The 23,280-nt window shown below is 59.4% G+C and carries 25 protein-coding genes and 2 pseudogenes; 5 read left to right on the plus strand and 22 right to left on the minus strand.

All coding sequences use genetic code 11. The features are described 5' to 3' along the window. Positions 1–3: 3 nt before the first annotated feature. The 7 genes from glgX to AF337_RS16900 all read right to left on the minus strand — a co-directional run bounded on the left by glgX (position 4) and on the right by AF337_RS16900 (position 7,913). Entirely contained in the window at positions 4–2,160 is a 2,157-nt protein-coding gene (gene glgX, locus AF337_RS16870; RefSeq protein ID WP_049732950.1) for a glycogen debranching protein GlgX, read from the minus strand. 103 nt (positions 2,161–2,263) lie between these two features. After that, complete coding sequence (locus tag AF337_RS16875; RefSeq protein WP_049732951.1) at positions 2,264–3,058, minus strand: SDR family NAD(P)-dependent oxidoreductase; 795 nt, start codon at positions 3,056–3,058, stop codon at positions 2,264–2,266. Positions 3,059–3,410: 352 nt separating this feature from the next. Beyond that, positions 3,411–4,628, minus strand: a complete 1,218-nt coding sequence (locus AF337_RS16880; protein WP_049732952.1) for an MFS transporter — start codon at positions 4,626–4,628, stop codon at positions 3,411–3,413. 138 nt (positions 4,629–4,766) lie between these two features. After that, positions 4,767–5,249 (minus strand): GNAT family N-acetyltransferase, encoded by a 483-nt coding sequence (locus AF337_RS16885; protein ID WP_049732953.1) that lies wholly within the window; start codon positions 5,247–5,249, stop codon positions 4,767–4,769. A 40-nt stretch (positions 5,250–5,289) separates the two neighbouring features. Continuing rightward, positions 5,290–6,495 carry a 3-oxoadipyl-CoA thiolase gene (gene pcaF, locus AF337_RS16890; RefSeq protein WP_049732954.1) on the minus strand — a complete coding sequence of 402 codons (1,206 nt, stop codon included), beginning with the start codon at positions 6,493–6,495 and terminating at the stop codon, positions 5,290–5,292. A gap of 9 nt (positions 6,496–6,504) precedes the next feature. Next, positions 6,505–7,209, minus strand: a complete 705-nt coding sequence (locus tag AF337_RS16895; protein ID WP_049732955.1) for a CoA transferase subunit B — start codon at positions 7,207–7,209, stop codon at positions 6,505–6,507. Further along, positions 7,206–7,913, minus strand: coding sequence for a 3-oxoacid CoA-transferase subunit A (locus AF337_RS16900; RefSeq protein WP_049732956.1), 708 nt, complete (start codon positions 7,911–7,913; stop codon positions 7,206–7,208). The genes AF337_RS16895 and AF337_RS16900 overlap by 4 nt, the downstream gene beginning before the upstream one ends. 155 nt (positions 7,914–8,068) lie before the next feature. Between AF337_RS16900 and AF337_RS16905 the strand changes: the two genes are divergently transcribed. Then, on the plus strand, positions 8,069–8,827 hold the full coding sequence (locus AF337_RS16905) for an IclR family transcriptional regulator domain-containing protein (protein WP_049732957.1): 759 nt from the start codon (positions 8,069–8,071) through the stop codon (positions 8,825–8,827). On the opposite strand, the pseudogene AF337_RS46525 reads toward AF337_RS16905, so the two are convergent. From AF337_RS46525 to AF337_RS16915, 3 genes and pseudogenes are all read right to left on the minus strand, one after another. Continuing rightward, positions 8,778–8,957 (minus strand): annotated as a pseudogene (locus AF337_RS46525) (hypothetical protein); the annotation flags it as partial. The gene AF337_RS16905 and the pseudogene AF337_RS46525 sit on opposite strands and share 50 nt — an antisense overlap. 241 nt (positions 8,958–9,198) lie before the next feature. Beyond that, the gene (locus tag AF337_RS16910; protein ID WP_049732958.1) at positions 9,199–9,576 is read right to left on the minus strand and encodes a hypothetical protein; all 378 of its coding nucleotides are present in this window, start codon (positions 9,574–9,576) and stop codon (positions 9,199–9,201) included. A 485-nt stretch (positions 9,577–10,061) separates the two neighbouring features. Beyond that, positions 10,062–11,606, minus strand: a complete 1,545-nt coding sequence (locus AF337_RS16915) for an acid phosphatase (RefSeq protein ID WP_049732959.1) — start codon at positions 11,604–11,606, stop codon at positions 10,062–10,064. A 195-nt stretch (positions 11,607–11,801) separates the two neighbouring features. On the opposite strand from AF337_RS16915, the gene AF337_RS16920 reads away from it, so the two are divergent. Next, on the plus strand, positions 11,802–13,106 hold the full coding sequence (locus AF337_RS16920; protein WP_049732960.1) for a cytochrome-c peroxidase: 1,305 nt from the start codon (positions 11,802–11,804) through the stop codon (positions 13,104–13,106). Between the two features lie 13 nt (positions 13,107–13,119). On the opposite strand, the gene AF337_RS16925 is transcribed toward AF337_RS16920, so the two are convergent. Then, positions 13,120–13,656, minus strand: coding sequence for a hypothetical protein (locus AF337_RS16925; RefSeq protein WP_152971110.1), 537 nt, complete (start codon positions 13,654–13,656; stop codon positions 13,120–13,122). Between the two features lie 264 nt (positions 13,657–13,920). Between AF337_RS16925 and AF337_RS40565 the strand changes: the two are divergent. Then, positions 13,921–14,131: pseudogene (locus AF337_RS40565) on the plus strand (IS3 family transposase); the annotation flags it as partial. A gap of 156 nt (positions 14,132–14,287) precedes the next feature. Here AF337_RS40565 and AF337_RS16930 read toward each other — a convergent pair. From AF337_RS16930 to AF337_RS16980, 11 genes are all read right to left on the minus strand, one after another. Beyond that, entirely contained in the window at positions 14,288–14,797 is a 510-nt protein-coding gene (locus AF337_RS16930; RefSeq protein ID WP_049732962.1) for an ankyrin repeat domain-containing protein, read from the minus strand. A gap of 231 nt (positions 14,798–15,028) precedes the next feature. Further along, positions 15,029–15,709 (minus strand): hypothetical protein, encoded by a 681-nt coding sequence (locus tag AF337_RS16935; protein WP_049732963.1) that lies wholly within the window; start codon positions 15,707–15,709, stop codon positions 15,029–15,031. A gap of 158 nt (positions 15,710–15,867) precedes the next feature. After that, positions 15,868–16,167 (minus strand): contact-dependent growth inhibition system immunity protein, encoded by a 300-nt coding sequence (locus AF337_RS16940; protein WP_152971111.1) that lies wholly within the window; start codon positions 16,165–16,167, stop codon positions 15,868–15,870. A 180-nt stretch (positions 16,168–16,347) separates the two neighbouring features. Next, the gene (locus AF337_RS16945) at positions 16,348–16,809 is read right to left on the minus strand and encodes a hypothetical protein (protein WP_049732965.1); all 462 of its coding nucleotides are present in this window, start codon (positions 16,807–16,809) and stop codon (positions 16,348–16,350) included. After that, positions 16,797–17,081: a hypothetical protein gene (locus tag AF337_RS16950; RefSeq protein WP_049732966.1), complete on the minus strand. Its 285-nt coding sequence runs from the start codon at positions 17,079–17,081 to the stop codon at positions 16,797–16,799. The genes AF337_RS16945 and AF337_RS16950 overlap by 13 nt, the downstream gene beginning before the upstream one ends. 40 nt (positions 17,082–17,121) lie before the next feature. Further along, positions 17,122–17,535 carry an Imm8 family immunity protein gene (locus AF337_RS16955; protein WP_049732967.1) on the minus strand — a complete coding sequence of 138 codons (414 nt, stop codon included), beginning with the start codon at positions 17,533–17,535 and terminating at the stop codon, positions 17,122–17,124. A 46-nt stretch (positions 17,536–17,581) separates the two neighbouring features. After that, a complete protein-coding gene (locus AF337_RS16960) occupies positions 17,582–17,866 on the minus strand; it encodes an immunity 53 family protein (RefSeq protein WP_049732968.1) in 285 nt (94 codons plus the stop codon). Between the two features lie 37 nt (positions 17,867–17,903). Then, positions 17,904–18,251, minus strand: a complete 348-nt coding sequence (locus AF337_RS16965; RefSeq protein WP_063844337.1) for a DUF6881 domain-containing protein — start codon at positions 18,249–18,251, stop codon at positions 17,904–17,906. Positions 18,252–18,319: 68 nt separating this feature from the next. Further along, on the minus strand, positions 18,320–18,853 hold the full coding sequence (locus AF337_RS16970) for a HEAT repeat domain-containing protein (RefSeq protein ID WP_049732969.1): 534 nt from the start codon (positions 18,851–18,853) through the stop codon (positions 18,320–18,322). After that, positions 18,850–19,539, minus strand: coding sequence for a hypothetical protein (locus tag AF337_RS16975; RefSeq protein ID WP_049732970.1), 690 nt, complete (start codon positions 19,537–19,539; stop codon positions 18,850–18,852). The genes AF337_RS16970 and AF337_RS16975 overlap by 4 nt, the downstream gene beginning before the upstream one ends. Positions 19,540–19,778: 239 nt before the next feature. Beyond that, the gene (locus AF337_RS16980; protein ID WP_049732971.1) at positions 19,779–20,252 is read right to left on the minus strand and encodes an Imm26 family immunity protein; all 474 of its coding nucleotides are present in this window, start codon (positions 20,250–20,252) and stop codon (positions 19,779–19,781) included. Between the two features lie 279 nt (positions 20,253–20,531). Here AF337_RS16980 and AF337_RS16985 point away from each other — a divergent pair, with 279 nt between their 5' ends. Together AF337_RS16985 and arfA are read left to right on the plus strand one after the other, a co-directional pair. Next, entirely contained in the window at positions 20,532–21,455 is a 924-nt protein-coding gene (locus tag AF337_RS16985) for an ArsR/SmtB family transcription factor (RefSeq protein ID WP_049733024.1), read from the plus strand. Positions 21,456–21,665: 210 nt separating this feature from the next. Continuing rightward, positions 21,666–23,174: an arabinosylfuranosidase ArfA gene (gene arfA / locus AF337_RS16990; RefSeq protein ID WP_049732972.1), complete on the plus strand. Its 1,509-nt coding sequence runs from the start codon at positions 21,666–21,668 to the stop codon at positions 23,172–23,174. Positions 23,175–23,280: the final 106 nt, after the last annotated feature.

Raw genomic sequence — 23,280 nt, forward strand, 5'->3', positions numbered from 1 at the left:
CTGCTACTTGCTCCGACGCCCGAACTGGAACCAGCGGCGGCGCTGGGCTTTGGTCGCCCCCTCCGGCGGCTGGGTCTGACCTGTCGGCGCAAAGACCGCGACGCTCTGGGCATAGACCATCACAGGATTGTCCTGATCGTGCACGGCGAAGGCCTCCGTCTCCGTCCCGGTATCGAGAACCCTCGACCACTGCCGCAGCCCGTTCACCTCGGGCAGGTGGATCTGACAGTCGCCGCCGGCATTAAAGACGAGGAAGAGGTCGTCCATCGTCTCGGTCTCAGGGGCATGCACGCTCCTGGAGAGATAGACGCCGAGCACCTGTAACCCATCGTCGTTCCAGGCGCCGTCATCCATGAAGCTGCCGTCCGGCTTGTACCAGGCGATCTCGATCCGCCCGTCTTCGCTCACCTCGCCGGTCAGGAACCGCTCCTGCCGCAGCACCGGATGCGCCTTGCGGAAGGCGACGGCCTGCCTGAAGAAATCGAGAAAGGGATCGTCCAGCCCATCCCAGCCGGTCCAGCCGATCTCGTTGTCCTGGCAATAGGCGTTGTTGTTGCCGCCCTGGCTGTTGCCGAGCTCGTCGCCGGCGAGGATCATCGGCACGCCCTGGGAGAGCATCAACGTCGCCACCATGTTGCGCCGACGCCGGGCGCGGGCGGCATTGATGTCGGCATTATCGGTCGCGCCCTCGGCGCCCATATTGTCGGAATGATTGTCCGAATGGCCGTCGCGGTTGTCCTCGCCGTTCGCGTCGTTGTGCTTGCCGTCGAAGGACACCGTATCCGTCAGCGTGAAACCGTCATGGGCCGAGAGAAGATTGACCGAGGAGGTCGCCCCCCGGTCGGAATGGTTGAACTGCGGCGCCGAACCGGTGACGCGGGCCGCCAGTTCCGACACCATGCCGCCATCGCCCTTCCAGAAACGGCGCACGTCGTCGCGGAATTTGTCGTTCCACTCGCGGAAGGGATGCGGGAAGCCGCCGACCTGATAGCCGCCCTCGCCGATATCCCAGGGTTCGGCGATCAGCTTGACGCCGGAGAGAATCGGATCCTGCCTTATGGCGCCGAAGAACGCGCCCTGGCGGTCGAATTCCAGATCCTGCCGTCCAAGTGTACTGGCGAGATCGAAGCGGAATCCGTCGATATGCATCACCCCGACCCAGTAGCGCAGGCTGTCGAGCACCATGCGCATCACCATCGGATGGGCGACATTCAGCGTGTTGCCGGTGCCTGTGGTATCGAAGGTGTGGCGGGGATCGTCGGGCGAAAGGATGTAATAGCTGGCATTGTCGAGCCCGCGGAAGGACAGCGTCGGCCCTTTCTCGCTGCCCTCGGCGGTGTGGTTGTAGACCACATCCATGATCACCTCGATGCCGGCGGCATGGAACTTCCGCACCATGGTCTTGATCTCGGTGATCTTGTCGCCGGAGAGGTAACGCGATTGCGGCGCGAAGAAGCCGAGCGTCTGGTAGCCCCAATAATTGCTGAGGTTCTGTTCCAGGAGATAACGATCGTCGAGGAAAAATTGGATCGGCAGAAGCTCGATCGCCGAGATGCCGAGCTTGACGAGATGGTCGATGATCGGATCGCTGCACATGCCGAGAAAGGTGCCGCGCAGCCGGTCGGGCACCTTCGGATGGGTCATCGTCAGGCCGCGCACATGCGCCTCGTAGATGATCGTGTCGGGCCAAGGCCTTCGGATCGCCTCTTCACCCGCCCAGTCGAAATCCGGATCCTGCACCACGCCCTTGATCATGAAGGGCGCGCTGTCGCGTTCGTCGAAGGAAAGGTCGTCCTCGCCGATCTGATAGCCGAACAGCGCGTCGTCCCATTTGAGGGCGCCGGTCACCTGTTTGGCATAGGGGTCGAGCAGAAGCTTGTTGGCATTGAAACGATGGCCGGCGCCGGGATCGTAAGGGCCATGGGCGCGATAACCGTAGACGGCGCCCGGCCCGACGCCGGCGATATAGCCCGACCAGATGTCACCCTCGCGCTTCGGCAGCGGCATCCGGGCAATCTCGTCCTTTCCGTCAGGCGAGAAGAGGCAGAGCTCGATCTGTTCCGCATGCGCCGAGAAGACGGCGAAATGCGTGCCGGAACCCGTATACTCCGCCCCCAGCTCCGGCTTGAGGAAGTCGAGTTCCGAAAATGAAAAGCTCATGATGCCCCGCTCGATGAAAAGACCAAGCGGGAAACGTTACGGCGGTTCTAAAGTTCCGTGATAAACCGGGAAAAGCAACGATCTTGTGCGCCGGATGGGACGTTTACGGCATCAGCTGGCCGCCATTGACCTCGATGATCTGGCCGGTGATGTAACCGGAGAGCGTCGGCGAGGCGAGGAAGAGATAGGCGCCCACGCAATCCTCCGAAGTGCCGACAAAACCCATCGGGATCGACTTGCGCTGCAGCTCCATCTGCTCGTCATTGGTATAGCGCTCATGGAAGGGTGTGGCGATGACTCCCGGCGCCACGGCGTTGACGCGGATCCTGTCGGCGACGAATTCCTTGGCGTGACCGCGGGTAATCGTCGAGACGAAACCCTTCGATGCCGCATAGAGGATCGCGCCATTGCCGCCGCCGTTGCGGGCGGCAATCGAGGTGGTGTTGATGATGAAGCCGCCCTGCTTCTTTAGCCACGGATAGGCCGCCCGCGTTGCCGCCAGCACCGAGCGGGCGTTGAGATCCATGACAGCGGCATAATGCGCATCGGTATAGTCCGAGGTCGGCTTACGCCCCAGCATGCCGCCGGCATTGTTGATGAGCCCGTCGAGATGGCCGAAGGTCTTTGCCGTCTCCTCGACGACACGCTCCGTCTCGCCTTCCCGCGACACGTCGCCCTGGATCAGATGTACCGTACCGCCGGCGGCCCTGATCTCCTCGGCGAGCGCCTCCGCCGGCTCGCGGCTGGCATTGTAATGCACGCCGACTTTCGCCCCTTGCGCCGCAAAGGCGCGGGCGAGCGCCGCCCCGATGCCGGTCGAGGCGCCGGTGATCAGCACCGCCTTGCCGGCGAGATCCGGCAGTTTGATCGATGCGAGCGATTGAGCAAGTTCCGCCATGGCTAAGACAGCCTCCCGAAAGACAAGGACATAGGTGATGAAACAGACAGGGGAAGTCTATCAGCCGAAATCGGCGAAGGGCAATGCACGAAAGCGGGAGATTTGCATCGTCGGGGAAATGCAGTGGCTGGCTTGTTCGGATCGGAAAGTCCCCTCCCCACAAGGGGGAGGGGCTAAGCTGCGGTGACCGACGGTGACCAAAAGATAGCTCTTGCCCGCTACCGTTCGGCAGATTGATACGATTGATGGCTGCATGAGGCGGTGCTGCACGTTAGCCCTTCCCCCTTGTGGGGAGGGGTTGGGGAGGGGTAAGCCCCAGGATGAAAGGCTGACCTCACCGATCTCCATTGCATCAAGGCGCCATCCCGAAGACCGGCTGCGGCTTCTGGCGCGCGAGCGGCGGAAATGCCAGCGCGATTGCCGCGGCCCCGAGCCCAACGATCGCCGAGCCGATGAACAGCCAGGAATAATTGGCAAAGGTATCGAAGATCCAGCCGCCGATGAGGGGGCCGAAGGCCATGCCGAGGCTGGAGAGCATCGTCGCCGCGCCGAGCACCGTGCCGATGATGCGCTGGCCGAAATATTCCCGCGCCAGCACCGCATAGAGCGGCATCACGCCGCCATAGGCGCTGCCGAAGACGATGGCGAGCGCATAGAATTCCGTCAACTCGCTGACCAGGAGATAGGTCGCGAGTGCGCCCGCCTGCACCAGCAGGCTGGCGACCAGCACCGGTTTCACCCCGATCCGGTCGGCGAGGCTGCCATAGAGCAGCCGGCCGCCGAGGCCCGCCAGACCCTCGACGCTGTAGATGCTGACGGCGGCCATCGGCGCGACGCCGCAGATCGTCGCATAGTTGACCATGTGGAAGATCGGGCCGGAATGAGCCGCACAGCAGGCAAAGAAGGTCAGGCCGAGCACGATGAATTGCGGCGACCGGAAGACTTTCGACAGCTGTGGCCGGGCGCCCTCCGCGGCAAACTCGGTGCCGGCATCGGCGGTCTCGGCAGACGCGCGCTGCCTGACCAAGAGGGCGGCCGGCACCAGCAGCACCCAAGTTGCAATGCCGATGATCAGCATCGCCGGCCGCCACTCATAAGCCGAGATCAGCCAGCGCGCGAAAGGCGAGATCGTCATCGGCGCGACACCCATGCCGGCGGAAACGAGCGACACCGCGAGCCCGCGGTTTTCGTCGAACCATGCGGTCGTCGCCGCAATCATCGGCGCAAAGAAGGTGCTGGCGGCAAGGCCAACGAGGATGCCGTAGGTCAGCTGGAACTGTAACAGCGTCTCGGCGCGGCTCGCGAGAACCAGCGCCAGGCCGAGCAGCACGGAGCCAATCAGCACGACGACGCGCGGGCCAAATCGGTCGCTGGCCGCCACCCAGAGGAAACCGCCGAAGCCCATGACGATGAAATTCAGCGTCATCGCGCTGGCGATGCCGACATGCGACCAGCCGGTGGCGGTGGCGATCGGTTCCTGGAAAATCGCCAGCGAGAACATTGCACCGATTGCCACGCACGACATCAATGCGCCCAAGGCGACAATGACCCAACGATAGGAAACACCCATGGCTTCATAACCTCCCTGTCGACAGAAGTGATCGCGACGCCTGCGGCTCCTCTGCCGCAATCCGCGCCTCGCGATCATAAGACGTTCGAACCGCTGCGATTTCGACAGCGCCCTTCCATCTTTTTTCGCCGGGCAGTCCTACAGAGTCCGAAACATCACCAATGCGTCGACATAACCCTCAGTGGGATGAAGGAAGACGCCGGGGAGACGGCCGACGATGTCGAAGCCGAGCGATTGCCAGAGCTCGACGGCGCGGCGGTTGCTGCTGACGACGAAATTGAATTGCATGGCGCGAAAGCCGTTTTCACGGGCGTGCTGCAGGGAATGCTCATGCATCCGGCGGGCGACGCCGCGGCCGCTTGCTGCGGGATCGGTCATGTAGCCGCAATTGCAGACATGGCGGCCGCCGCCGGCCTGATTGGCCTTGATGTAATAGGTGCCGAGGATGACACCATCCTCTTCGGCGACGAAGGTCTCGCGGTCCGGCCCCATCCAATAGGCGAGCGCATTGGCTTGGCTGAGATCGCGGTCGAGCGCATAGGTCTCGCCGGCGCGGATCGTCGGGCCGATGATCCTCCAGATGGCATCTCGATCGTCGTTTTCTGCGGGTCGGATCAGCATGCCCGATTTCTACAGAAGCCGGGCACCGGGCGCAACGCTCTCAGACCCTTTCGAGCGCGATCGCAATGCCCTGCCCGACGCCGATGCACATGGTCGACAGCGAATATTTTCCGCCGGTTTCGCGAAGCTCCAGCGCCGCCGTGCCGGTGATCCGGGCGCCCGACATACCAAGCGGATGACCGAGCGCGATCGCGCCGCCATTGCGGTTGACCCGCTGATCGTCGTCGGCAATGCCGAGCGCGCGCAGCACCGCCAGCCCCTGGCTGGCGAAGGCCTCGTTGAGTTCGATCACGTCGAACTGTTCCTGGGTCATGCCGAGCCGGGCCATCAGCTTGCGCGAGGCCGGGATCGGCCCTACGCCCATCACGCGTGGCGGAACGGCGGCAGCGGCACCGCCGAGAATACGGACGATCGGCGTCAGGCCGTATTTTCGCGCCGCCGCTTCCGAAGCGATAATCAGCGCCGCCGCCCCGTCATTGACGCCGGAGGCATTGCCTGCGGTCACCGTGCCGCCTTCCCTCTTGAAAGGGGTCGCGAGTTTCGCCAGCGTCTCGGTTGTCGTCGCCCGCGGATGTTCGTCCTTGTCGACGATAACGGGATCGCCTTTGCGCTGCGGGATGGTCACCGCAGTAATCTCCTTCGCCAACCGTCCGCTCGCCTGGGCGGCAGCGGCCTTTGCCTGGCTGCGCACCGCAAAGGCATCCTGATCCGCGCGGCTGACCTGATAATCCTCGGCGACGTTCTCGCCGGTCTCCGGCATGGAATCGACGCCATACTGCTTCTTCATCACAGGATTGACGAAACGCCAGCCGATCGTCGTGTCGTGAATTTCGGCGGCCCGCGAAAAGGCCGTCTCGGCCTTCGGCATGACGAAGGGCGCGCGCGACATGCTTTCGACGCCGCCTGCGATCATCAACTCGGCCTCGCCGGCGCGGATGGCGCGCGCCGCCGTGATCACCGCATCCATGCCGGAGCCGCAGAGCCGGTTGATCGTCGTGCCCGGGACAGCGATCGGCAAGCCGGCCAAGAGCGCCGACATGCGGGCGACATTGCGGTTGTCCTCGCCCGCCTGGTTGGCGCAGCCAAAGATCACATCGTCGACGGCCTCCCAGTCGACGCCGCTGTTGCGCTGCATGAGCGCCTTCAGCGGGATGGCGCCGAGATCGTCGGCCCGCACCGGGGAGAGCGAGCCGGCGAAGCGGCCGATCGGCGTCCTGATATAGTCGCAGATAAAGGCTTCGGTCATGGCTTTTCCTCAGAGCTTTGGGACGACGAGGTCGGCAACCGGCCCTGCGACATGCAGCGGCGCGCCGGTCATCGCCTGCAATTCCTCCAGCGACATCGCAGCCAGCTTCTCCCGCAGGACGAAGCGGCCGTCGACGATGTCGATGACGGCGTGGCTGGTGTAGACGCGGGTGATGCAGGCAACACCGGTCAGCGGGAAGGTGCATTTCTCCACCAGCTTCGGCTCGCCGGTCTTGGTGACGTGCTCGGTGATGACGCAGACCTGCTTGGCGCCGTGTACCAGGTCCATGGCGCCGCCGACGGCCGGCACGCCTTTGCTGCCGACCCGCCAGTTGGCGAGATCGCCGCTTTGGGCGACCTGGTAGGCGCCGAGGATCGCGACATCGAGATGGCCGCCGCGCACCATGGCGAAGCTGTCGGCGTGATGGAAGAAGGCCGCACCCGGCTTCAGCGTCACCGCCTTCTTGCCGGCGTTGATCAGATCCCAGTCCTCCTCGCCTTCAGCCGGCGGCTCGCCGAAATTCAGGATGCCGTTTTCGGTGTGGAAGATCGCTTCACGGCCGGGCGGCTGATAGCGGGCGACCATTTCGGGAAAGCCGATGCCGAGGTTCACATAGGCGCCGTCAGCGATGTCCTGCGCGGCGCGCCAGGCGATCTGCGCATTGGAGAGCTTGATGTCTTCCCTTGTATTGATGGGATGGGTGTTGGCGGTCATACGTAGGCCACTCCGGCTCGAATGAGTTCTTCTTCCTGCTGCGGATGGGGAACGGCGACGACACGGTCGACGAAGATGCCGGGGGTCACCACATGCTCGGGGTCGATGCCGCCGGCCGGCACGATCGACGAAACCTGGACGATGGTCTTCGCCGCCGCCATGCACATCAGCGGATTGAAGTTGCGGCCGGCCTTGTTGTAGGTGAGGTTGCCATGGACATCGCCGACCGCCGCTTTGACGATGGCGAAATCGGCCTTCAGCCAACGCTCCTGCACGTAATGGCGGCCGTCGAACTCGGCAATGACCTTGCCGTCGGCCAGTTCCGTGCCATAACCCGTCGGCGTGTAGAAAGCCGGAATGCCGGCCCCGCCGGCGCGGATGCGCTCGGCCAGCGTTCCCTGCGGCACCAGTTCGAGTTCGATTTCGCCGGCCAGGTATTTGTCCGTGAAAGCGCGCGGATCCGACGACCGCGGGAACGAGCAGATCATCTTCCTGACCATGCCGGCATCGATCATCGCAGCAATGCCGATGCGGCCGTTGCCGGCATTGTTGTTGATCACGGTGAGGTTCTTGCTGCCCTTGTCGATCAAGGCATGAATGAGCTCGATCGGCGCGCCCGAACCACCGAAACCACCGATCATCACGGTCGCGCCGTCACCGATCTCGGAAACGGCCTCCGCCGTGCTCCCGACTGTCTTATCCATGCGGATATCTCCTTGGCTGAGCGGTCGGGAACTGGTCCTCCCGTCCTCCGGGCTCAGGAATAGGATGCGGCAGCCCCCGCGGCAAGATATTTTGTGCGATATTTGACATTTGTTCATATATCGCACAAAATGGGCTTGTCAGTGGAGATCGACACATGCGTGAAACCGATTTCGTCAGCGGCTTTGCCCGCGGCCTGAAAGTCATCGAAGCCTTCGGCGAGACGCGGCAGCGGCTGTCGATCGCCGAGGCCGCCAAGCTGACGGATCTCGACCGCGCCACCGTGCGCCGCTCGCTGCTGACGCTCGCCGAGCTTGGCTACGCCGATTATGACGGCAAGTTCTTCACACTGACGCCGAAGATTCTCAGGCTCGGCCATGCCTATCTCTCGGCAACGCCGCTGCCGGCGCTGTTGCAGCCGCATCTCGATCATCTCTCGGAAAAGGCCGGCCAGAGCGCCTCTGCCTCGGTGCTCGACGGCACCGAAATCGTCTATATCGCGCGGGCCTCGCAGCGCCGCGTCATGTCGATCAATCTCACCCCCGGCAGCCGCCTGCCCGCCTATTGTGCCTCGATGGGCCGCGTGCTGCTCGCAGCACTCACTGAGAGCGAAGCGCGCGCCATCCTGGCCCGCAGCGAGCTGAAGCAAAACACGGCGAATACCAAGACCGATCCGGAGGAACTGATCGCCGAATTCCGCCGCGTGCGCGCCGAGGGGTATGCCATCATCGACCAGGAGCTGGAGATCGGCCTCTGCTCGATCGCCGTGCCCGTCGAAAACGACCGCGGCGAAACGGTAGCGGCGATCAATATCGGCGCGCCGGCCGCCCTCGTCCCGGCCGCAGAGATGAAGGCGCGCTATCTGCCACTGCTGAAGGAAACCCAGGCCGCCTTGCGGCCGCTGCTGCGCCGGTGACGGCAAGCACGCAGAAGGGGTCGCTCCGGCCGAAACGCCGACGCTCGTTGGCAAGGTCACGCAGCTTTGCTCGCAACTCCGTCTCCGGCGGTCGGTTCGCCTGGTAGCGGATCGTCTTGCGGTCGGCACTATAAAATAAAATTATTCGCAAACTGGCTGCAAGTTGCCGATTGTGTCTCGTAACGGCTACACTTCAACGACCGAGCCGCACATGAAATGTGGCATCACTCGCACCGGGCGATACCATCCAGCCAATTCGCACCGAAGCAAGCCGCACGCTCAGTGTCGAAAGGACGAGAACAGGAGTGCGCGGGTTTGATACTGTAAAGAGACAAGCCAGCAACAATCCGCCATCTTATTTTATTCACGGCTCACCAAAAAAACTGCTTCAAAAAAACTGTGATCGTAATTGTCGGGTTTGGGCCATTATCTGAACTACAGAGAGAGATAACGATTGGAAGCCTAGTGGCTCCGTTCGTATCGATATCAGCTGATATCTGGCGCTGTCCATCATCACGGGTAATTGCAGATATCTGTTGAAGCGTAACAGGCTCGGAGACGGCGGCGACGATTGGAGCTGCCTCATCGAATTGCTCTCGCATCGAATCAAGATTTGGAAACGGCAAATCAGTTAGCGTCACAAATTTTTCCCAGTCGAGGGTCCTAGCTGCCGCGATTATCTCTTGAATTCGATTTCGCTCAGCGGAACTAACCTCCACGAACTCGACGGAATCTTTATTCTTTTTCATGCCCGAGCCTTTCTGCAATAGAGGCTTGTCCTTTCCGTAATTTCGTCGTCACTTTGGATCCCTTGATTTACCGGTATCATAACTCGAACGCTGACCCCAGCCGTTGTCACTTGTCACGCTGTCCGCTTTTTTACGTCAGTTCGATCGCTTCTTGAATAGGGCGTTCGCGTAGGGGTCGATTCGACCAAAACGGCGATTTTATCGCCCCAGGTGCTGATGTGATAGGGATGGCGCAGGCCTAACTCGGCGTACCAGTTCACGCAGTAGTTGCGGACGCTCCCGGCGTCTCCACCCGCCCAGGTCGGCCGAGACCGTCATAATAGGTGCGGCTGAACACCTCGCCCGTGCCGTTGGTACGCGGCGAAGAGGTCACCACCGCCTGCGTCGTCGGGCTGCCGTTAGGCCGCCTTGCGGCCGCTGCTGCGCTGATGACGCCATGCACGGGAAAGGGCGGCCCCGGTCAGCGCCAAGGCCGTCCGCAAGTGTCAATGCGTCAGGTCGAGCGAGGCGGTCAGGTCGCCCATCGGCGGCTGGCCGTTGTTGCGTAGCGCCTCGTCGCGGGCGACGATGCCGGCCAAAACAGGCAGATCGTAGCGCGCTGTGATCAGGCGGATGATCGACGTCGTGTCGTACTGGGTGTGATCGACGCTGCCGCCCTTGGCGAAGGGCGAGATGATGAAGGCCGGGATACGGTTGCCCGGGCCCCAGCGATCGGCCTTCGGCGGCGCGACGTGATCCCAGAAGCCGCCATTCTCGTCATAGGTGACGATGACGAGCATATGGCCCCATTGCGGGCTCTTCTCGAGGTGCGAGACGATATCGGCAAGATGCTGGTCGCCGCTCGAAACATCGGCATAACCGCCATGTTCGTTGAGGTTGCCCTGCGGCTTGTAGAAGGAAACCGCCGGCAGCTTGCCTGCGTCGATATCTCCAAGGAAGGCTTCGCCGGCAAGGCCGCCATCCCTGAGATGTTCGGCGCGCGCCGGGGTGCCGGGCGCGAAATTGGCAAAATAGTTGAACGGCTGGTGGTGGAACTGGAAGTTCGGCACCGGCGTCGCATTCTTGCCGTCCAGCGCCGCCTGCCAGGCACCGCTGTACCACGCCCAGCTGACGCCTTTTAGCGACAGCAGGTCGCCGATGGTCACCGCATGCTGCGGCGGCAGCGTCGTCGCCGCGGCAGGGTCGGCCAGGGCCGGATCGCCATCCTTGGCCGGCGGATTGGCGCTTGGCTGATAGGGCGGCTGCATGGTGTTGACGGCGTAGAAATCGGGCGTCAGCGTGCCGTCGGAAACGAATTTCGGGGCGCCTTCCAGCGCCGATTTCGGGGCGTTCTCCGCCACGGTCAAGGAAGTGCCGTCAGCATCGACCTTGGCGATCACCGGCTTGGCCGGGCTCTTGTCGGCATCCGGGTAATAGGGCGCACAGGCGCAGACCAGCGCGAAGTGATTGAGGAAAGAGCCGCCGAAGGCGCCCTGGAAGAAGTTGTCGGCAAGGACGTATTTCTTCGCCACCTGCCACATCGGCAGGATCGAGCCGTCATAATGGCCCATGACCAGGCTGCCGGAATCGGCCCAGGCGACGAACTTGTCGTTCTTGCCGCCGTCGATCTGCATCTGCTCCTGGTAAAAGCGGTGCCAGAGATCGCGGGTGATGACCGACGGCGCCTGCGCGAAACCCTTGGGATCGTCGATCGCGAAGCTGGCATTGGCGAGATGGGCCGACTGCGCCTCGGTGATGGCAGGCGTGACACCCTTGGCGGTCAGCCCGCCCCAGGCCGGCGGCAGTTCGGCGAGCGGCTGGCCATTGCGGTCGAGCTGGCGCGCCTGATCGGCGCTGACATTGGAAAGACCATCGGCGCCGGGAAAGCCGCCGTAGAGATTATCGAAGCTGCGGTTTTCGGCATAGATGACGACGATATTGTCGATCTTGTCGTAACCGGCGGGAGCGGCGTCGGCTGCCGTCACTATCGCGAGCGGCACCATCGCCGATCCGGCGAGACAGAGGGCGTTGAGGAGTTTCAGTCTTTTCACGGGATAACCTCATGGCTGGGGGCGTTGGCTAGAGGGAGCGGGAAACGCTCGGGGGCGCACCGACGCTATTCCCGCCATCTATCAACTTTGTGACGTCGGGCTTGCCGTGGGGTCGCAGCAGAAGGCCGTCATCAAATTGTTGCAGCGAGGTTCGATCATGATGGGTGGCAGTCCCAAGCTATTGGAATCCTTATCATGACGACGAAAATCACGGGGCTGGCGCGCTCCGGTCTGGCGGCCGGAATCGGTGCGGCGGCGCTCTGTCTGGTCATTCTGCCCCTGCGGCAAAGCAGCGCGGCGGTCGCCCTCGGCATCAATCCCGGCCCGATGTCGCGCGCCGAGGCCTTCGCCCGGGCCGAGACGCTGACCGCGCTCGGCCGCAAGATATTCTCAGATCCATCGCTATCGGCCTCGGGGCTGCAGGCCTGCGCCTCCTGCCATGACCCCGCTCACGCCTTCGGCCCGGCATCGGCCAAGCCGGTCGAGATGGGCGGAAAGGATATGCACCAGCCGGGCCTGCGCGCCGTGCCGACGCTGCGTTATCTGCAGGCGGTGCCGTCCTTCAGCGAGCATTATTACGATTCCGAGGACGAGGGCGACGAAAGCGTCGACAACGGCCCGACCGGCGGCCTGACCTGGGACGGCCGTGTCGATCACGGCGCCGACCAGGCGAAGATCCCGCTGCTCTCACCTTTCGAGATGGCCAACAAGGATGCGGCCGAGGTCGCGGCCAAGCTGCGCAAGGCGCCCTATGCCAACGCCATCAAGGCAGCCTTCGGCGACAGCGTGTTGGACAATCCGCAGGACACGTTCGACGCTGCCGCCGAGGCGCTCGCCACCTTCGAGCAGAGCGGCCCGGACTTCTATCCCTATTCCAGCCGCTACGACGCCTTTCTCGCCGGCAAGGCGACGCTGAGCGCGCAGGAATTGCACGGCCGCCAGCTGTTCGAGGATCCCGCAAAGGGCAACTGTTCGAGCTGCCACCTGAGCGAACCCGCCAATGACGGCGAGCCGCCGCAATTTTCCGATTTCGGCTTCCTCGGCCTTGCCGCCCCGCGCAACATGGCGATCCCGGCCAACAGTGACCCCAACTATCACGATCTCGGCCTCTGCGGCCCTCAGCGTACCGACCTTGCCGGGCACAGCGAATATTGTGGCCTGTTCCGCACGCCGACGCTGCGCAATGTCGCGCTGAAAAAGAGCTTCTTCCACAACGGCTATTTCCACACGCTGCGCGACGTCGTCTCCTTCTACGCCACCCGCGACAGCGATCCCGGCCGCTGGTATCCGAAAAATGCCGACGGCTCGGTGCGCAAATATGACGACCTGCCGCAAGCCTATTGGGGCAATCTCAACCAGGATCCGCCCTTCGGCCGGAAGCCGGGCGACGCCCCGGCGCTGACCGACCCCGAGATCGACGACATCGTCGCCTTCCTGGGGACGCTGACGGATGCAGACCTGCAACCGGAGGCGAGCGCAGCAGTCATAAACTCACGATGAATCTCAACGGATCCTAGTGCAACGGGTGTGCCTTGCGTTTTTCTCGATAGCGCGATAACTGGCCCTCAAAATTCTTTAGGTAGTCGAAGGTGAAGCTATCCTCGCCCGGCGTGTCCTCCGCAATCTTCTCGATGACCTCGCCGTCTCTTATGCGTCGTGCAATTTCCAGCCCTCTCGCACCGCGCTTGAGGTCGAAGGCCCGCCAGGGTTCAGGCTTTCTGGCGCCCGCCCCCGACAAAACTAATTTGGAAAAATGGTCAAATCTTTGGTCGTGCGTGGAGGCTGCCCAATTTATTGTTTCAATTCGAACGTGGATGTCGAAATCGTATAGGCCGCTTGCCAAGCGAGCAGCAACGACGTCATCATAAAGATTCGAAATTAAAACGTATTGGATGAATATCCGTCGGCAATAGCCGAGGGGGTCATCGGCAAGCTCGATTGCGGCATCCCTCACGACCTCGTTTTTGGGCACCGATTCACCGAGATAGTAAGCGCCCTTCAATCGTTCCTCAGTAATTGGAGAAATCAAGAACCCAACAAGGAAGTCCAAATCTTGGCCATCCTGCCACCTTCTGATCAAGTGTAGGTGAGCATCAAATTTTAAGTCCTCGTCGGCGATCTTTTCATCCTTTATCAAGTCAAGCAACGATGCAGTTGAATGGGATGAGAGACCATACCTATCTTGATTTTTGCCCCCAGGTTCCGCCATTTGCGTTGTTCTCGCTTTCGTTGTGTCTATCATCATTCCCACCTTTTTTATCTTGATTACTTTTCTTCTCTTCGTTTTTTCGATCTTGAAGCTCCGCCTCCCAGGCTCGCCGAAACGATCAACGGTCTTTACAAGGCCGAGGTCATCCACCGGTGAGGGCCGTGGCGTAACTTCGAAGCCGTGGAGTTTCGCCACGCTCGAATGGGTCGACTGGTTCAACAAACATCGCCTTCTGGAGCCTATCGGAAACATTCCGCCAGTCGAGGCCGAAGAACGATACTACGCCATGCTGGACGCACCAGCATGGGCCGCTTAACCTCGATGAGAAGTCCTGCTCCGCCCCATCGCCAAACCACGCGTTTAAGTCATCAATCTCGCGACGCTGGGCTGGGCTGGGATCATCGCCGATGGCAAGCCGGCCGAGGTAGGGCTGCGTGGCACGCCGGTTATTTTACTTCCAGTCGACATCGACTCATGATCCCAACAATCGCCTCTGCGACGAGTATGAGTTGATCAGGTCCGCGGTGTCGTCCTCACCTTTCTCGCGTGCAATATCGGCGGCCGTTGCGCCAGTGCGATCGGTCCTTGTCAGGTCCGCGTGGTTCTCCAACAATAGCTTTGCAACTTCGGTGTTTCCCCAGGCCGCCGCGCACATCAGCGGGGTCACCCCATCGACGGTCTCGGCGTTCACGTCCGCGCCAAGGGATAGTAGGTAGTTTGCAACGCCTGCTTCGCCATTCGCAGATGCCTCGTGCAGCGCCGTCATTTCACCGCGACCAGTCGCGTGTACTGATGCACCGTTCCGCACCAGCGTCTCAACCGCTGCAAGCAAACCTTCAGCCGCCGAGACCATGAGCGGTGTTCGACCATGTAGGCCGACTTCGTTCAAGTCGAGTTCCCGGGACTCGATTTCCAGCTGAGCTTGTGAAGCGCCGGCCACGATTCGTTCAATGAAATGCTCAATCTTCGACTGGTCGTTCATGGGACTATGTTAAAGTTGCTGAGTTGAATTTGGTTCGGTAGTCCCTGATAGGATCGGTGTTTCAGGTGCCACATCGGGTACCCCCGGCAACCGACCGCTTCAAAAATGGAATTTTCTCGGCAATGTGATCGAGCAGATCGTGATAACGAGCAGATTTAGCGAACCCAAATCCTTGCGATCTTTCATTAGGCGGAAGGTGTTGGACGCCGCCAAAGCGGAAAGAGGACAAGGTCATCTTTTTTGCCATCTGGCAAGGCGCTCGCGCCGCGTCTGCGAAAATTCAACGATATCGAATATAAAGCTGTCCTCTCCCGGAAAGTCTGTCCTGATCTGGGGGATCTGCTTACCTTCGCGGAGACGACGAATGATATCGAGGCCTCGAACGGCACGTCTTAGGCTAGATTCGTTCCAAAAATCATTGCTAAGAGGATTGCGGAATCTAGGCTCTCGGCGACCGGCTCCAGTTCCGACCATCCGGGAAAAGTCCTCAAACGTCTCATCGGATGTACGGCTGGCCCATGCAATGACGGCCGACCTCACGTAGAGATCTGTGTCTAACAGGCACTTGGCTAGCGCCTTCGCGACCGCTTGTTCATAGTAGGCTGAATTTTCGACATATTCGACGAACGCCCTGCGACAGGTTGGGAGGGCGTCATCAGCGAGCCTTGTCGCAGCCACATTCAAGCCCTCAACCTCTTGCCCCAATTCACTGATATAGCTTGCGCCGCGGAGACGATCACGCGAACTCTCTGAAAGAAGCAGGTTGACGAGAGGCCCTAAGTCAATTCCTTGCCGCCATCTTTTGAGAAGAGATTCCGTGGCCTCATACTTATTTTCATGACTGGAATCCCTCACATGGATGACGCTCATCAGGTCGAGTGTTGATCGCTGAGAAAGATCGCCGCTGTTCATATTTATCCCCAGTCATTGCCATGGTTACTCGAATTTCGATGGCTTTTGCGGATCAGCCGGCTGGCATCGGCATACCCCGGATCCACCCAAACGGTCTATCGGGTTCGTCACGTCGGACGAGAAGAGGAGCAGCGGCAAGAGCTGAGCTTGGCCGCAACTCACCCTTTACTGAGAAGGTCGACGACATGTTTAAGCCAATTGCGCGCGCTCATATCGTCCGCAGTTGGCAAGTAGTAGCAACCCAATTCTTCGAGCAAACCACGCTCGATAACCGCATCGTTCTTTTCGCCCAGGTAGCGACCGATCTGAGCAATGATTCGATCGATCTCGTCCCGGCTAGGCCTGCTTCTCAAAAACTGGGCGATGACTTCGTCAGGCTCGGACGCATCCATCTCCCAATCTTCGTGGAAGTATCCGCCGAGGAATGACCTCAGGCCAGCAATATCATTTGTCGTCATGGTGTAGATACCCTGTGATGGTTCGCCACCCACCGCCACCCGTACCTTCCAGTACAGCTCTTATGCCAGCACCAGGCACGGCAGCCGCAGCGCCGCGTTGAAGGACAGAGTCGCCACTGGGGGCCGGTGGTCGTTTTGACGCCGCCAAGCAGGTCGCCGATAGTGCCCTGTCTACTGCCCCTACGTCGGGTCTGTTTCCGGCGTCCAGCCAGATTCAATTCGCTCGACCAATAATGTATCGTTCCATACTCCTCGAATCGGGAACTGACGTTGTTGGGCAGTTAACTGCCCGATCGGCCATTCTTTCTCGCCATCCCACAGCCACCAAACGTCTACTTTTCGCGTAGCCGGATCTACAACACCAGCACGGAATGCAGGGAATTTCCTGGCTTCAAATGGCAGCGCCTCATCGCCTGCGATTGATACGATACGTCGATGAACGGCCGCGTTAAGCGGAAAGAAGCACATAAACGCCGGTCGGCTGCACACGAGATCGGCGAAACTATCAGGCCGGGCATCAAAGAGTTTCCCGAATACGCGCAGCAACGCACCATATTGCTTGTGCTTATGCGCGTAATGCGCGTAGGCCAATCCCTTCGCCGTGTTGATCTCGACAATATCGCCGATCCTCAGCTTCGCCATTGAACACCAATTTCAATCCAGGAGGGCACCGGCATATCCAGGCCGAAATAATCGTCCACATAGTCAAGACCGGCCGCTTCGAGGCGCCCCATGATTGCCCGGTAGGCTTCTTCCCCGAACAAGGGTCCGAACGTCAGGAGATCCCCGTTTTCCGCAATGAGATCGATGCCCTGCATCACTTCGACAAGGACTTGGCGGGAAAGCTTCTTTTCAATCAGAGCGGCTTTTCTTATTATCAACCCGCATTCATTTGTCGCAGCAATGTAAGCCATTTCAACATCCCCAGGCCATTACACCTTCTGGCACATGCAACTATCGATCGTTAAGCCTTCGAATTTCTGCTTCGCTATACATGCCTTCATATTCCCATGAGAAATATCTTCGAAGATTTACTATGCAGCCGTACCAGGTATCAGCCTCGCAATTGGCAATTATTGAGAGAATATTCTCCTTGAATTTGCCGTAGCTATATGTATCCATCAAGATAATTTTCGCATTTCCCCTCAGAGTGCTCTTCAGCTCCTCCGTAACAACTATACATTGAAAGGTATCTGCCGCCGCGGAGCCAACTGGTCCAATGTCTAGCGATAGTTGAAATTTCACCCTGGCGGGATCCGGAGCTTCATAACCCTGCTCCTTGAGAAGATCGATTTCCCAGAATGGATCAGGCAAATCGGCCGAGGTAAGGCTGCGTGGCAGGAGGGTTATTTTACGTCCAGTCGGCATTGACATTCCATTCCTTGCAAAGCCACCCTCACGCTCTCAGCGGCAACTATTCCGTCCAAGCGAGGAAACTTTCAATCATTTCATTGAGGTTCATTGGCCCACCAAATGCCTCAAAGGCTTGATCATTTCTGCGAGCAACAAACCAGTCATGCTGCGATCGTTCAACTCGGATCTCCGGAAACTCCTTGTTCTGAAGGCCCGTTCCCGCGAGATCGGCTTTCATCGACCAACCAGGATTGTCGATGGTATCGATTTTGATTCCATGGTCCTCATGCCATTCGCCCACGCATTGGCGCTCGAACCAGGCGCACAGCCTTGAAATAGAATCCATAGTGATCTGCCTTCCGATCTTTCAGGCTGTCAGGGTGCTATCCGTCGTCGTCAGCTGTTGAGCCAATGCTGAGGTTCGTCCGATCATTCCGGACGCCCCTCGCTCTAGCCGTCCCTTTTGCGTGTTGCCACACCGCCTCAAACTCTTCTCTCGATATCACCTCCGGTTCAAACTCGGGATCGGCCGCGATGACCTCCAATAAAGGGCAAGGTTCGATACCCAGCTCGGTGCTGCCCGAACTCTCATCACAATCGGCAAAGTCTGTCGTGCCGTCGGCGTAGGCCTCGACCTTTCGGACCTCCCACATATCAGGATCCAATTCGCTGTAGAGAAGCACGGGCATGTCCGGCAGCGAATGCAGCCATTTGACCTTTATATATTTCATTGCCCGTGCGCCCTTCCGCTGACGATAATTCTGCCTATAAGGTCGAGTGAGCTTCAGCAACCCATCCGCTACGTGAACCTTCCCGCCCGCATCGACAGCTGCTTTAATGCGTTTTGCTGGATGATGATATTTTGATCCGTGCTTAACGCCATCAAGAAGGCCTGCGCCCGGGGGTCGGCGATCGCGCCGAGTGCCCAAATAGCTTTGACGGCAAGCGCTCGGGCGTCGTCAAACTCCAAATAGCTCGGGACCCAATGGGTGACTTCGTAAAGGGCCTCGACGGCTTCCGGTGCTTTCAGATCGGCCAGAGCAGAGACAACATCCTCATGCTTGAAATGCCAGCCCTCCTGTAGCAACTGCAAAAGGAGATCCAGACTCTCATTGGTAAAGCCGAAGCTGAAGCCAACGATCAATGCGCATTCCACGTCATCTGCAATCTTCGATTCGATCGCCTCGGCTAAGAGTTCCTTTGCTAGAACCTTCCCGTCTCCCCCGTCCCGAAATCGCCCGAGGAACGCCTGTTTCGAAATCGCTTCCCTGGCGAATCTGGTGTAAGGCAGCGCAACGAGCTCCATGATCAGTTCACGCTCATCTTCTGTCATTTCGCCACCCCACGACTTATCTCAAGGTGGCGAATTACTTTTTCCAGATATTCATGAACGTTAACGCTTCTGTTGAGTCCCGATTTGATGTTTACATTTTCATATTGCGCGAGATTACCCCGCATATCAGATGGACTTATGCCGATCTTTGATGCGACAAAGACATATTCAGCTGCTCTTGCCGCGCCATGCGACCAATCCCATGGCATCCAATCGGGGTTGCCGATCAGTAAATCGCAATACTCCTCTATCGTGCTGACCGATCCTGCTTTTTCGCCGGTGAACCTCAGGATATCGGATCGGGCTTTGTCGAGCATCAGCAACAGGTTCTGATTGTAGTCGCTCAGCTGTAACGAGCTGCGCACCCCCCATGAATAATATTGCCCGAGCTGGCATCTCACATTGAATGGCCAATTCGCCTGACTTTCGGATCCGAAAAACGCCCCACTATAAAGCTTCAAACACTCTTCAGAAAATTTCAGGGCATCCGAGTTTCGCAGCCCGAAATCGCATGCGAAGTTGTTGATCGGCCTGCCGAACAGGTTCCATTCAACAAGCTTCTGGATCTCACAGTCACCCTTCCGACCGTACAAGAGGCCGCTGATCTTCATGAAATCAATGTCGGCCATTGTTTTATCCAGCTCAGATTTGACCTTCCTGAGTGGCATTTCAGCATCCTGAATCATCTGGAAATCTCTTCGAATGACATGCTGGCTTTGGTCACAAGGGTGCGAAGAACGGCGCTCGTAAAATCCTAATTTCTCATCTTCGAAATTGCCCCTCGCTTTGAGCTATTCTGCCTGCGATGACGGTCCAACGTTGGGGGTGGATCAGAAACTGCGGAGCCGGCAATTGCTGCCGGGTGAGATTTCTTGGCAGATCGATGAGTTGCATCTCGGCACTATCGGCGCAGAGCATCCTCAGATCATTTCCTGATCCCGGATACCCCGCCCCCGACATTTTTTAAAGATTCAAGCCACTTATTGGGCTTCGCGTCAAAATGATCCCTGAGACGATCGATAACATGGTTCCCGCTCCACACGGCGGCTGGTTCCATCAGTGCGGCGTCACTAATTGTGATAGGTACCTCGACGCCGTCCCGGTATGCTTTTACCGCGCCAGAAATGACATCAGTCTTTACGAAAGCTATATCTTCCCAATCCGGATTTGGCTCGAAGACACCCATGCTTCGCCAGCCAGTTCCGCGGAACGCGCTATCCATGACCCAGCATCTGAAGGCAAGCGACATGTCGGTGTTTGGTTGGGGTGCAATTTCGCCCCCTGAAATCACGTCGAAAAAAACGACCAAGGGATGTTTTAAAGCCATTGCAACGGTGTAACGACCATCGCCGAGATCGATCTCAAACAGCTCTCCGCGTCGCGGGGCCTTCCGCGCCATTTTACTCTCCAAATTCTGTCTCGATTCGCTCGGTAGTACTTTCTCACGGTTTTTTCCGCGAAATACAATTTTCCATGGCACCGCCGCAGACCAATCAGTCTATTGCTCAGCAGAACCCAAATGCCAGAGCTGGCATTTCCCGCTCGAGAGTGTGGCCTCGGGAGTCATACCCGCGAGGCCGGAACCACGCCGCCTCATTCCATCAATTGTTTAAACACCCCACTTGATGTATCACAATTTCCGATATACATCATTCCCTCGGGAATTCTTGGGGGGATGATGGAACGTTCGTTTTTGACGATCGCCGCCGGCGAAAATAATGAGGCGATCCGGGCGCTTTCGGCGCCGGCGCGGGTCGAGATGCTGAAGCTGCTCTGCGCCAAAGGGCCGATGAATATCAATGATATCGCCCAGGCGCTTTCCCTGCCGCAATCGACTGTAGCGACCGGCATCCAGATCCTGGAAGAGGCCGGCCTCGTCGAATCCCGGCTGGCGAAGGCGCGGAAGGGGAACCAGAAGATCTGCTCGGCGGTCTATAGCGAAATCCTGATCAGCTTCGAGGAGAGCGCCGCCCAGCGGGCCAATAATATCATCGAAGTCGAGATGCCGGTGGGGCTCTATACCAGTTGCGATGTGCATGCGCCGTGCGGCCTCTGCTCCAGCGAAAGCGTCATCGGTCCTCTCGATGTGCCCGATTATTTCCTTGATCCGCAGCGCATGCAGGCCGGGCTCGTCTGGTTCGGCCGGGGTTATGTCGAATATAAATTCCCCAACAATGCCAAGGTGTTGAACAAGGATATCCGCGCCATCGAATTCTCCTTGGAATTGTCGTCGGAAGTGCCCGGCACCAATGCGGACTGGCCCTCCGACATCACGCTCTGGGTCAACGGCATGGCGATCGGCACCTGGACCTCTCCAGGCGATTACGGCGACAAGCGCGGCGCCTTCACACCGGCCTGGTGGAAGCTCGAGGGCTCGCAATATGGGATGATGAAGACCTGGCGCATCTCGACGCGCGGCACCTTCATCGATGGCCTCGCTGCATCGAATGTCACGCTCGGCGATCTGGCGCTCGGCCAGCACTCCTCCATCCGGTTGCGGGTCGGCATCGCCGAAAATGCCGGTCATACCGGCGGCGTCAATATTTTCGGCCGCGGCTTCGGAAATCATGGACGCGACATCATCATGCGGCTGCATGTGTGAGCAATCAATATCGGAAATACTGATTTAAAAATAGCGCTACCTTCCGGATTTTACGGCCGCAAAATCGAGACAAAATATTGTAATACAACGATTTTTTTCGAAATCCAAATTAGTATGACAAAAGATGCGAGTTGGTTGACAGAACGACATTCCTGATATCAAGTTAGAGGCAAGAAAACAAAATTCCTGATACATAAACGGGAGGATCCGTTGAAGACGAATGTCGTTGCCCACCGCGATTTCCGCATCGCGACCATTGACGCCAGGCTCTACAGCTCATTTCTCGAGCATCTCGGCAGAGCGATCTACGGCGGCATCTACGAGCCCGGACATCCAACAGCCGACGAGGACGGTTTCCGCCGTGACGTGCTCGATCTCGTCCGGGATCTTGACACGCCCTATTGCCGCTATCCCGGCGGCAATTTCGTCTCGGCCTATAATTGGGAAGATGGCGTCGGCCCCCGTTCGGAGCGCCCTGTTCGTCTCGACCTTGCCTGGCGCACCCGCGAAGCCAATCAGATCGGCGTCAACGAATTTGTCGACTGGTGCAAGAAGGCCAATACCAAGCCGATGCTTGCGGTCAATCTGGGGTCCCGCGGCCTGGATGCGGCCCGCAATTTCCTCGAATATTGCAACCATCCCGGCGGCACTTATTATTCCGATCTGCGCCGCAAACACGGCTGGGCCAATCCGCACGATGTCAAATTGTGGTGCCTCGGCAATGAGATGGACGGCCCCTGGCAGGTCGGCCACAAGTCGGCCTATGAATATGGCCGGCTGGCGGACGAAACGGCCAAGGCCATGCGCGGCTTCGACAAGTCGCTGGAACTCGTGGTCTGCGGCTCGTCCAATTCCGACATGAAGACCTATCCCGATTGGGAGGCTCAGGTGCTTGAGCAGTGCTATGACAGCGCCGACCATATCTCGCTGCATATGTATTTTGCCAACCGCGAGAAGAATACGCTGAACTATCTCGCCCGGGCGACGAAGCTCGACCGCTACATCACCACGATCGGCGGCGTGATCGACTATATCAAGGCGAAAAAGCGCTCGAAGAAGACGATCGGCATTTCCTTCGATGAATGGAACGTCTGGTACCATTCCAACCAGCAGGACAAGGAAATCCTGGCGCGTGACGAATGGCCGGATGCGCCGCATCTGCTCGAGGACGTCTATAATTTCGAGGACGTGCTGCAGGTCGGCGGCATCCTGAACACCTTCATCCGCCGTTCCGACCGGGTGCGCATCGCCTGCATTGCCCAGCTCGTCAACGTCATTGCCCCGATTATGACCGATGATGGCGGGGCCGCCTGGCGCCAGACGATCTATTACCCCTTCTACTACGCCTCCCGCTATGGCCGCGGCGCAGCGCTGCAGCTGGTCGTCGATGGCCCGAGCTATGACAGTGACGAGGAAAACGACGTTCCCTATCTCGACGTCTCGGCGGTCCATTCCGAAGACGGCAGGAGCCTGACCTTCTTTGCCGTCAACCGCCATCCGAACACGGCACTCGATCTCGATGTGCGGCTGGAAGGCTTCGGATCCGCCCGGGTGATCGAGCAGGTGGAGATGACCCACAGCGATCTCGAAGCCGTCAACACGGCTCAGCGGCAGGACACGGTCGCGCCGGTCAATGTCGAGAGCGCCAAGATCGAGGATGGACGGTTGCGGGCGGCGCTGAAGCCGCTGTCCTACAACGTCATTCGGCTGTCGGTGTGACAGCCGCCGCCGGGTAAGGCCGATTGGCCCCGGCTTAAGAGATTCGGCTCGACTGCGAGGAGGCAGGCGGGCCGGAGGGATGGTTCGCTGGAGCTCTGGACCTGAC

It is taken from the genome of Rhizobium ecuadorense (assembly GCF_001187535.1).
Classification (GTDB): Bacteria; Pseudomonadota; Alphaproteobacteria; order Rhizobiales; family Rhizobiaceae; genus Rhizobium; species Rhizobium ecuadorense.

Excerpts from the sequence above, each read along its gene's own strand:
- AF337_RS16940 (WP_152971111.1), bottom strand. The coding sequence starts at position 16,167 with ATGACGACAAATGATATTGCTGGCCTGAGGTCATTCCTCGGCGGATAC.
- AF337_RS16910 (WP_049732958.1), bottom strand. The coding sequence starts at position 9,576 with ATGAAAAAGAATAAAGATTCCGTCGAGTTCGTGGAGGTTAGTTCCGCT.
- AF337_RS16930 (WP_049732962.1), bottom strand. The coding sequence starts at position 14,797 with ATGAACGACCAGTCGAAGATTGAGCATTTCATTGAACGAATCGTGGCC.
- AF337_RS16960 (WP_049732968.1), bottom strand. The coding sequence starts at position 17,866 with ATGGATTCTATTTCAAGGCTGTGCGCCTGGTTCGAGCGCCAATGCGTG.
- AF337_RS16970 (WP_049732969.1), bottom strand. The coding sequence starts at position 18,853 with ATGACAGAAGATGAGCGTGAACTGATCATGGAGCTCGTTGCGCTGCCT.
- AF337_RS16875 (WP_049732951.1), bottom strand. The coding sequence starts at position 3,058 with ATGGCGGAACTTGCTCAATCGCTCGCATCGATCAAACTGCCGGATCTC.
- AF337_RS16965 (WP_063844337.1), bottom strand. The coding sequence starts at position 18,251 with ATGAAATATATAAAGGTCAAATGGCTGCATTCGCTGCCGGACATGCCC.
- AF337_RS16975 (WP_049732970.1), bottom strand. The coding sequence starts at position 19,539 with ATGATTCAGGATGCTGAAATGCCACTCAGGAAGGTCAAATCTGAGCTG.
- AF337_RS16980 (WP_049732971.1), bottom strand. The coding sequence starts at position 20,252 with ATGGCGCGGAAGGCCCCGCGACGCGGAGAGCTGTTTGAGATCGATCTC.
- AF337_RS16895 (WP_049732955.1), bottom strand. The coding sequence starts at position 7,209 with ATGACCGCCAACACCCATCCCATCAATACAAGGGAAGACATCAAGCTC.
- AF337_RS16945 (WP_049732965.1), bottom strand. The coding sequence starts at position 16,809 with ATGGCGAAGCTGAGGATCGGCGATATTGTCGAGATCAACACGGCGAAG.
- AF337_RS16950 (WP_049732966.1), bottom strand. The coding sequence starts at position 17,081 with ATGGCTTACATTGCTGCGACAAATGAATGCGGGTTGATAATAAGAAAA.
- glgX (WP_049732950.1), bottom strand. The coding sequence starts at position 2,160 with ATGAGCTTTTCATTTTCGGAACTCGACTTCCTCAAGCCGGAGCTGGGG.
- AF337_RS16955 (WP_049732967.1), bottom strand. The coding sequence starts at position 17,535 with ATGCCGACTGGACGTAAAATAACCCTCCTGCCACGCAGCCTTACCTCG.
- AF337_RS16905 (WP_049732957.1), top strand. The coding sequence starts at position 8,069 with ATGCGTGAAACCGATTTCGTCAGCGGCTTTGCCCGCGGCCTGAAAGTC.
- AF337_RS16985 (WP_049733024.1), top strand. The coding sequence starts at position 20,532 with ATGGAACGTTCGTTTTTGACGATCGCCGCCGGCGAAAATAATGAGGCG.
- AF337_RS16885 (WP_049732953.1), bottom strand. The coding sequence starts at position 5,249 with ATGCTGATCCGACCCGCAGAAAACGACGATCGAGATGCCATCTGGAGG.
- AF337_RS16920 (WP_049732960.1), top strand. The coding sequence starts at position 11,802 with ATGACGACGAAAATCACGGGGCTGGCGCGCTCCGGTCTGGCGGCCGGA.
- AF337_RS16880 (WP_049732952.1), bottom strand. The coding sequence starts at position 4,628 with ATGGGTGTTTCCTATCGTTGGGTCATTGTCGCCTTGGGCGCATTGATG.
- pcaF (WP_049732954.1), bottom strand. The coding sequence starts at position 6,495 with ATGACCGAAGCCTTTATCTGCGACTATATCAGGACGCCGATCGGCCGC.
- AF337_RS16900 (WP_049732956.1), bottom strand. The coding sequence starts at position 7,913 with ATGGATAAGACAGTCGGGAGCACGGCGGAGGCCGTTTCCGAGATCGGT.
- AF337_RS16935 (WP_049732963.1), bottom strand. The coding sequence starts at position 15,709 with ATGAACAGCGGCGATCTTTCTCAGCGATCAACACTCGACCTGATGAGC.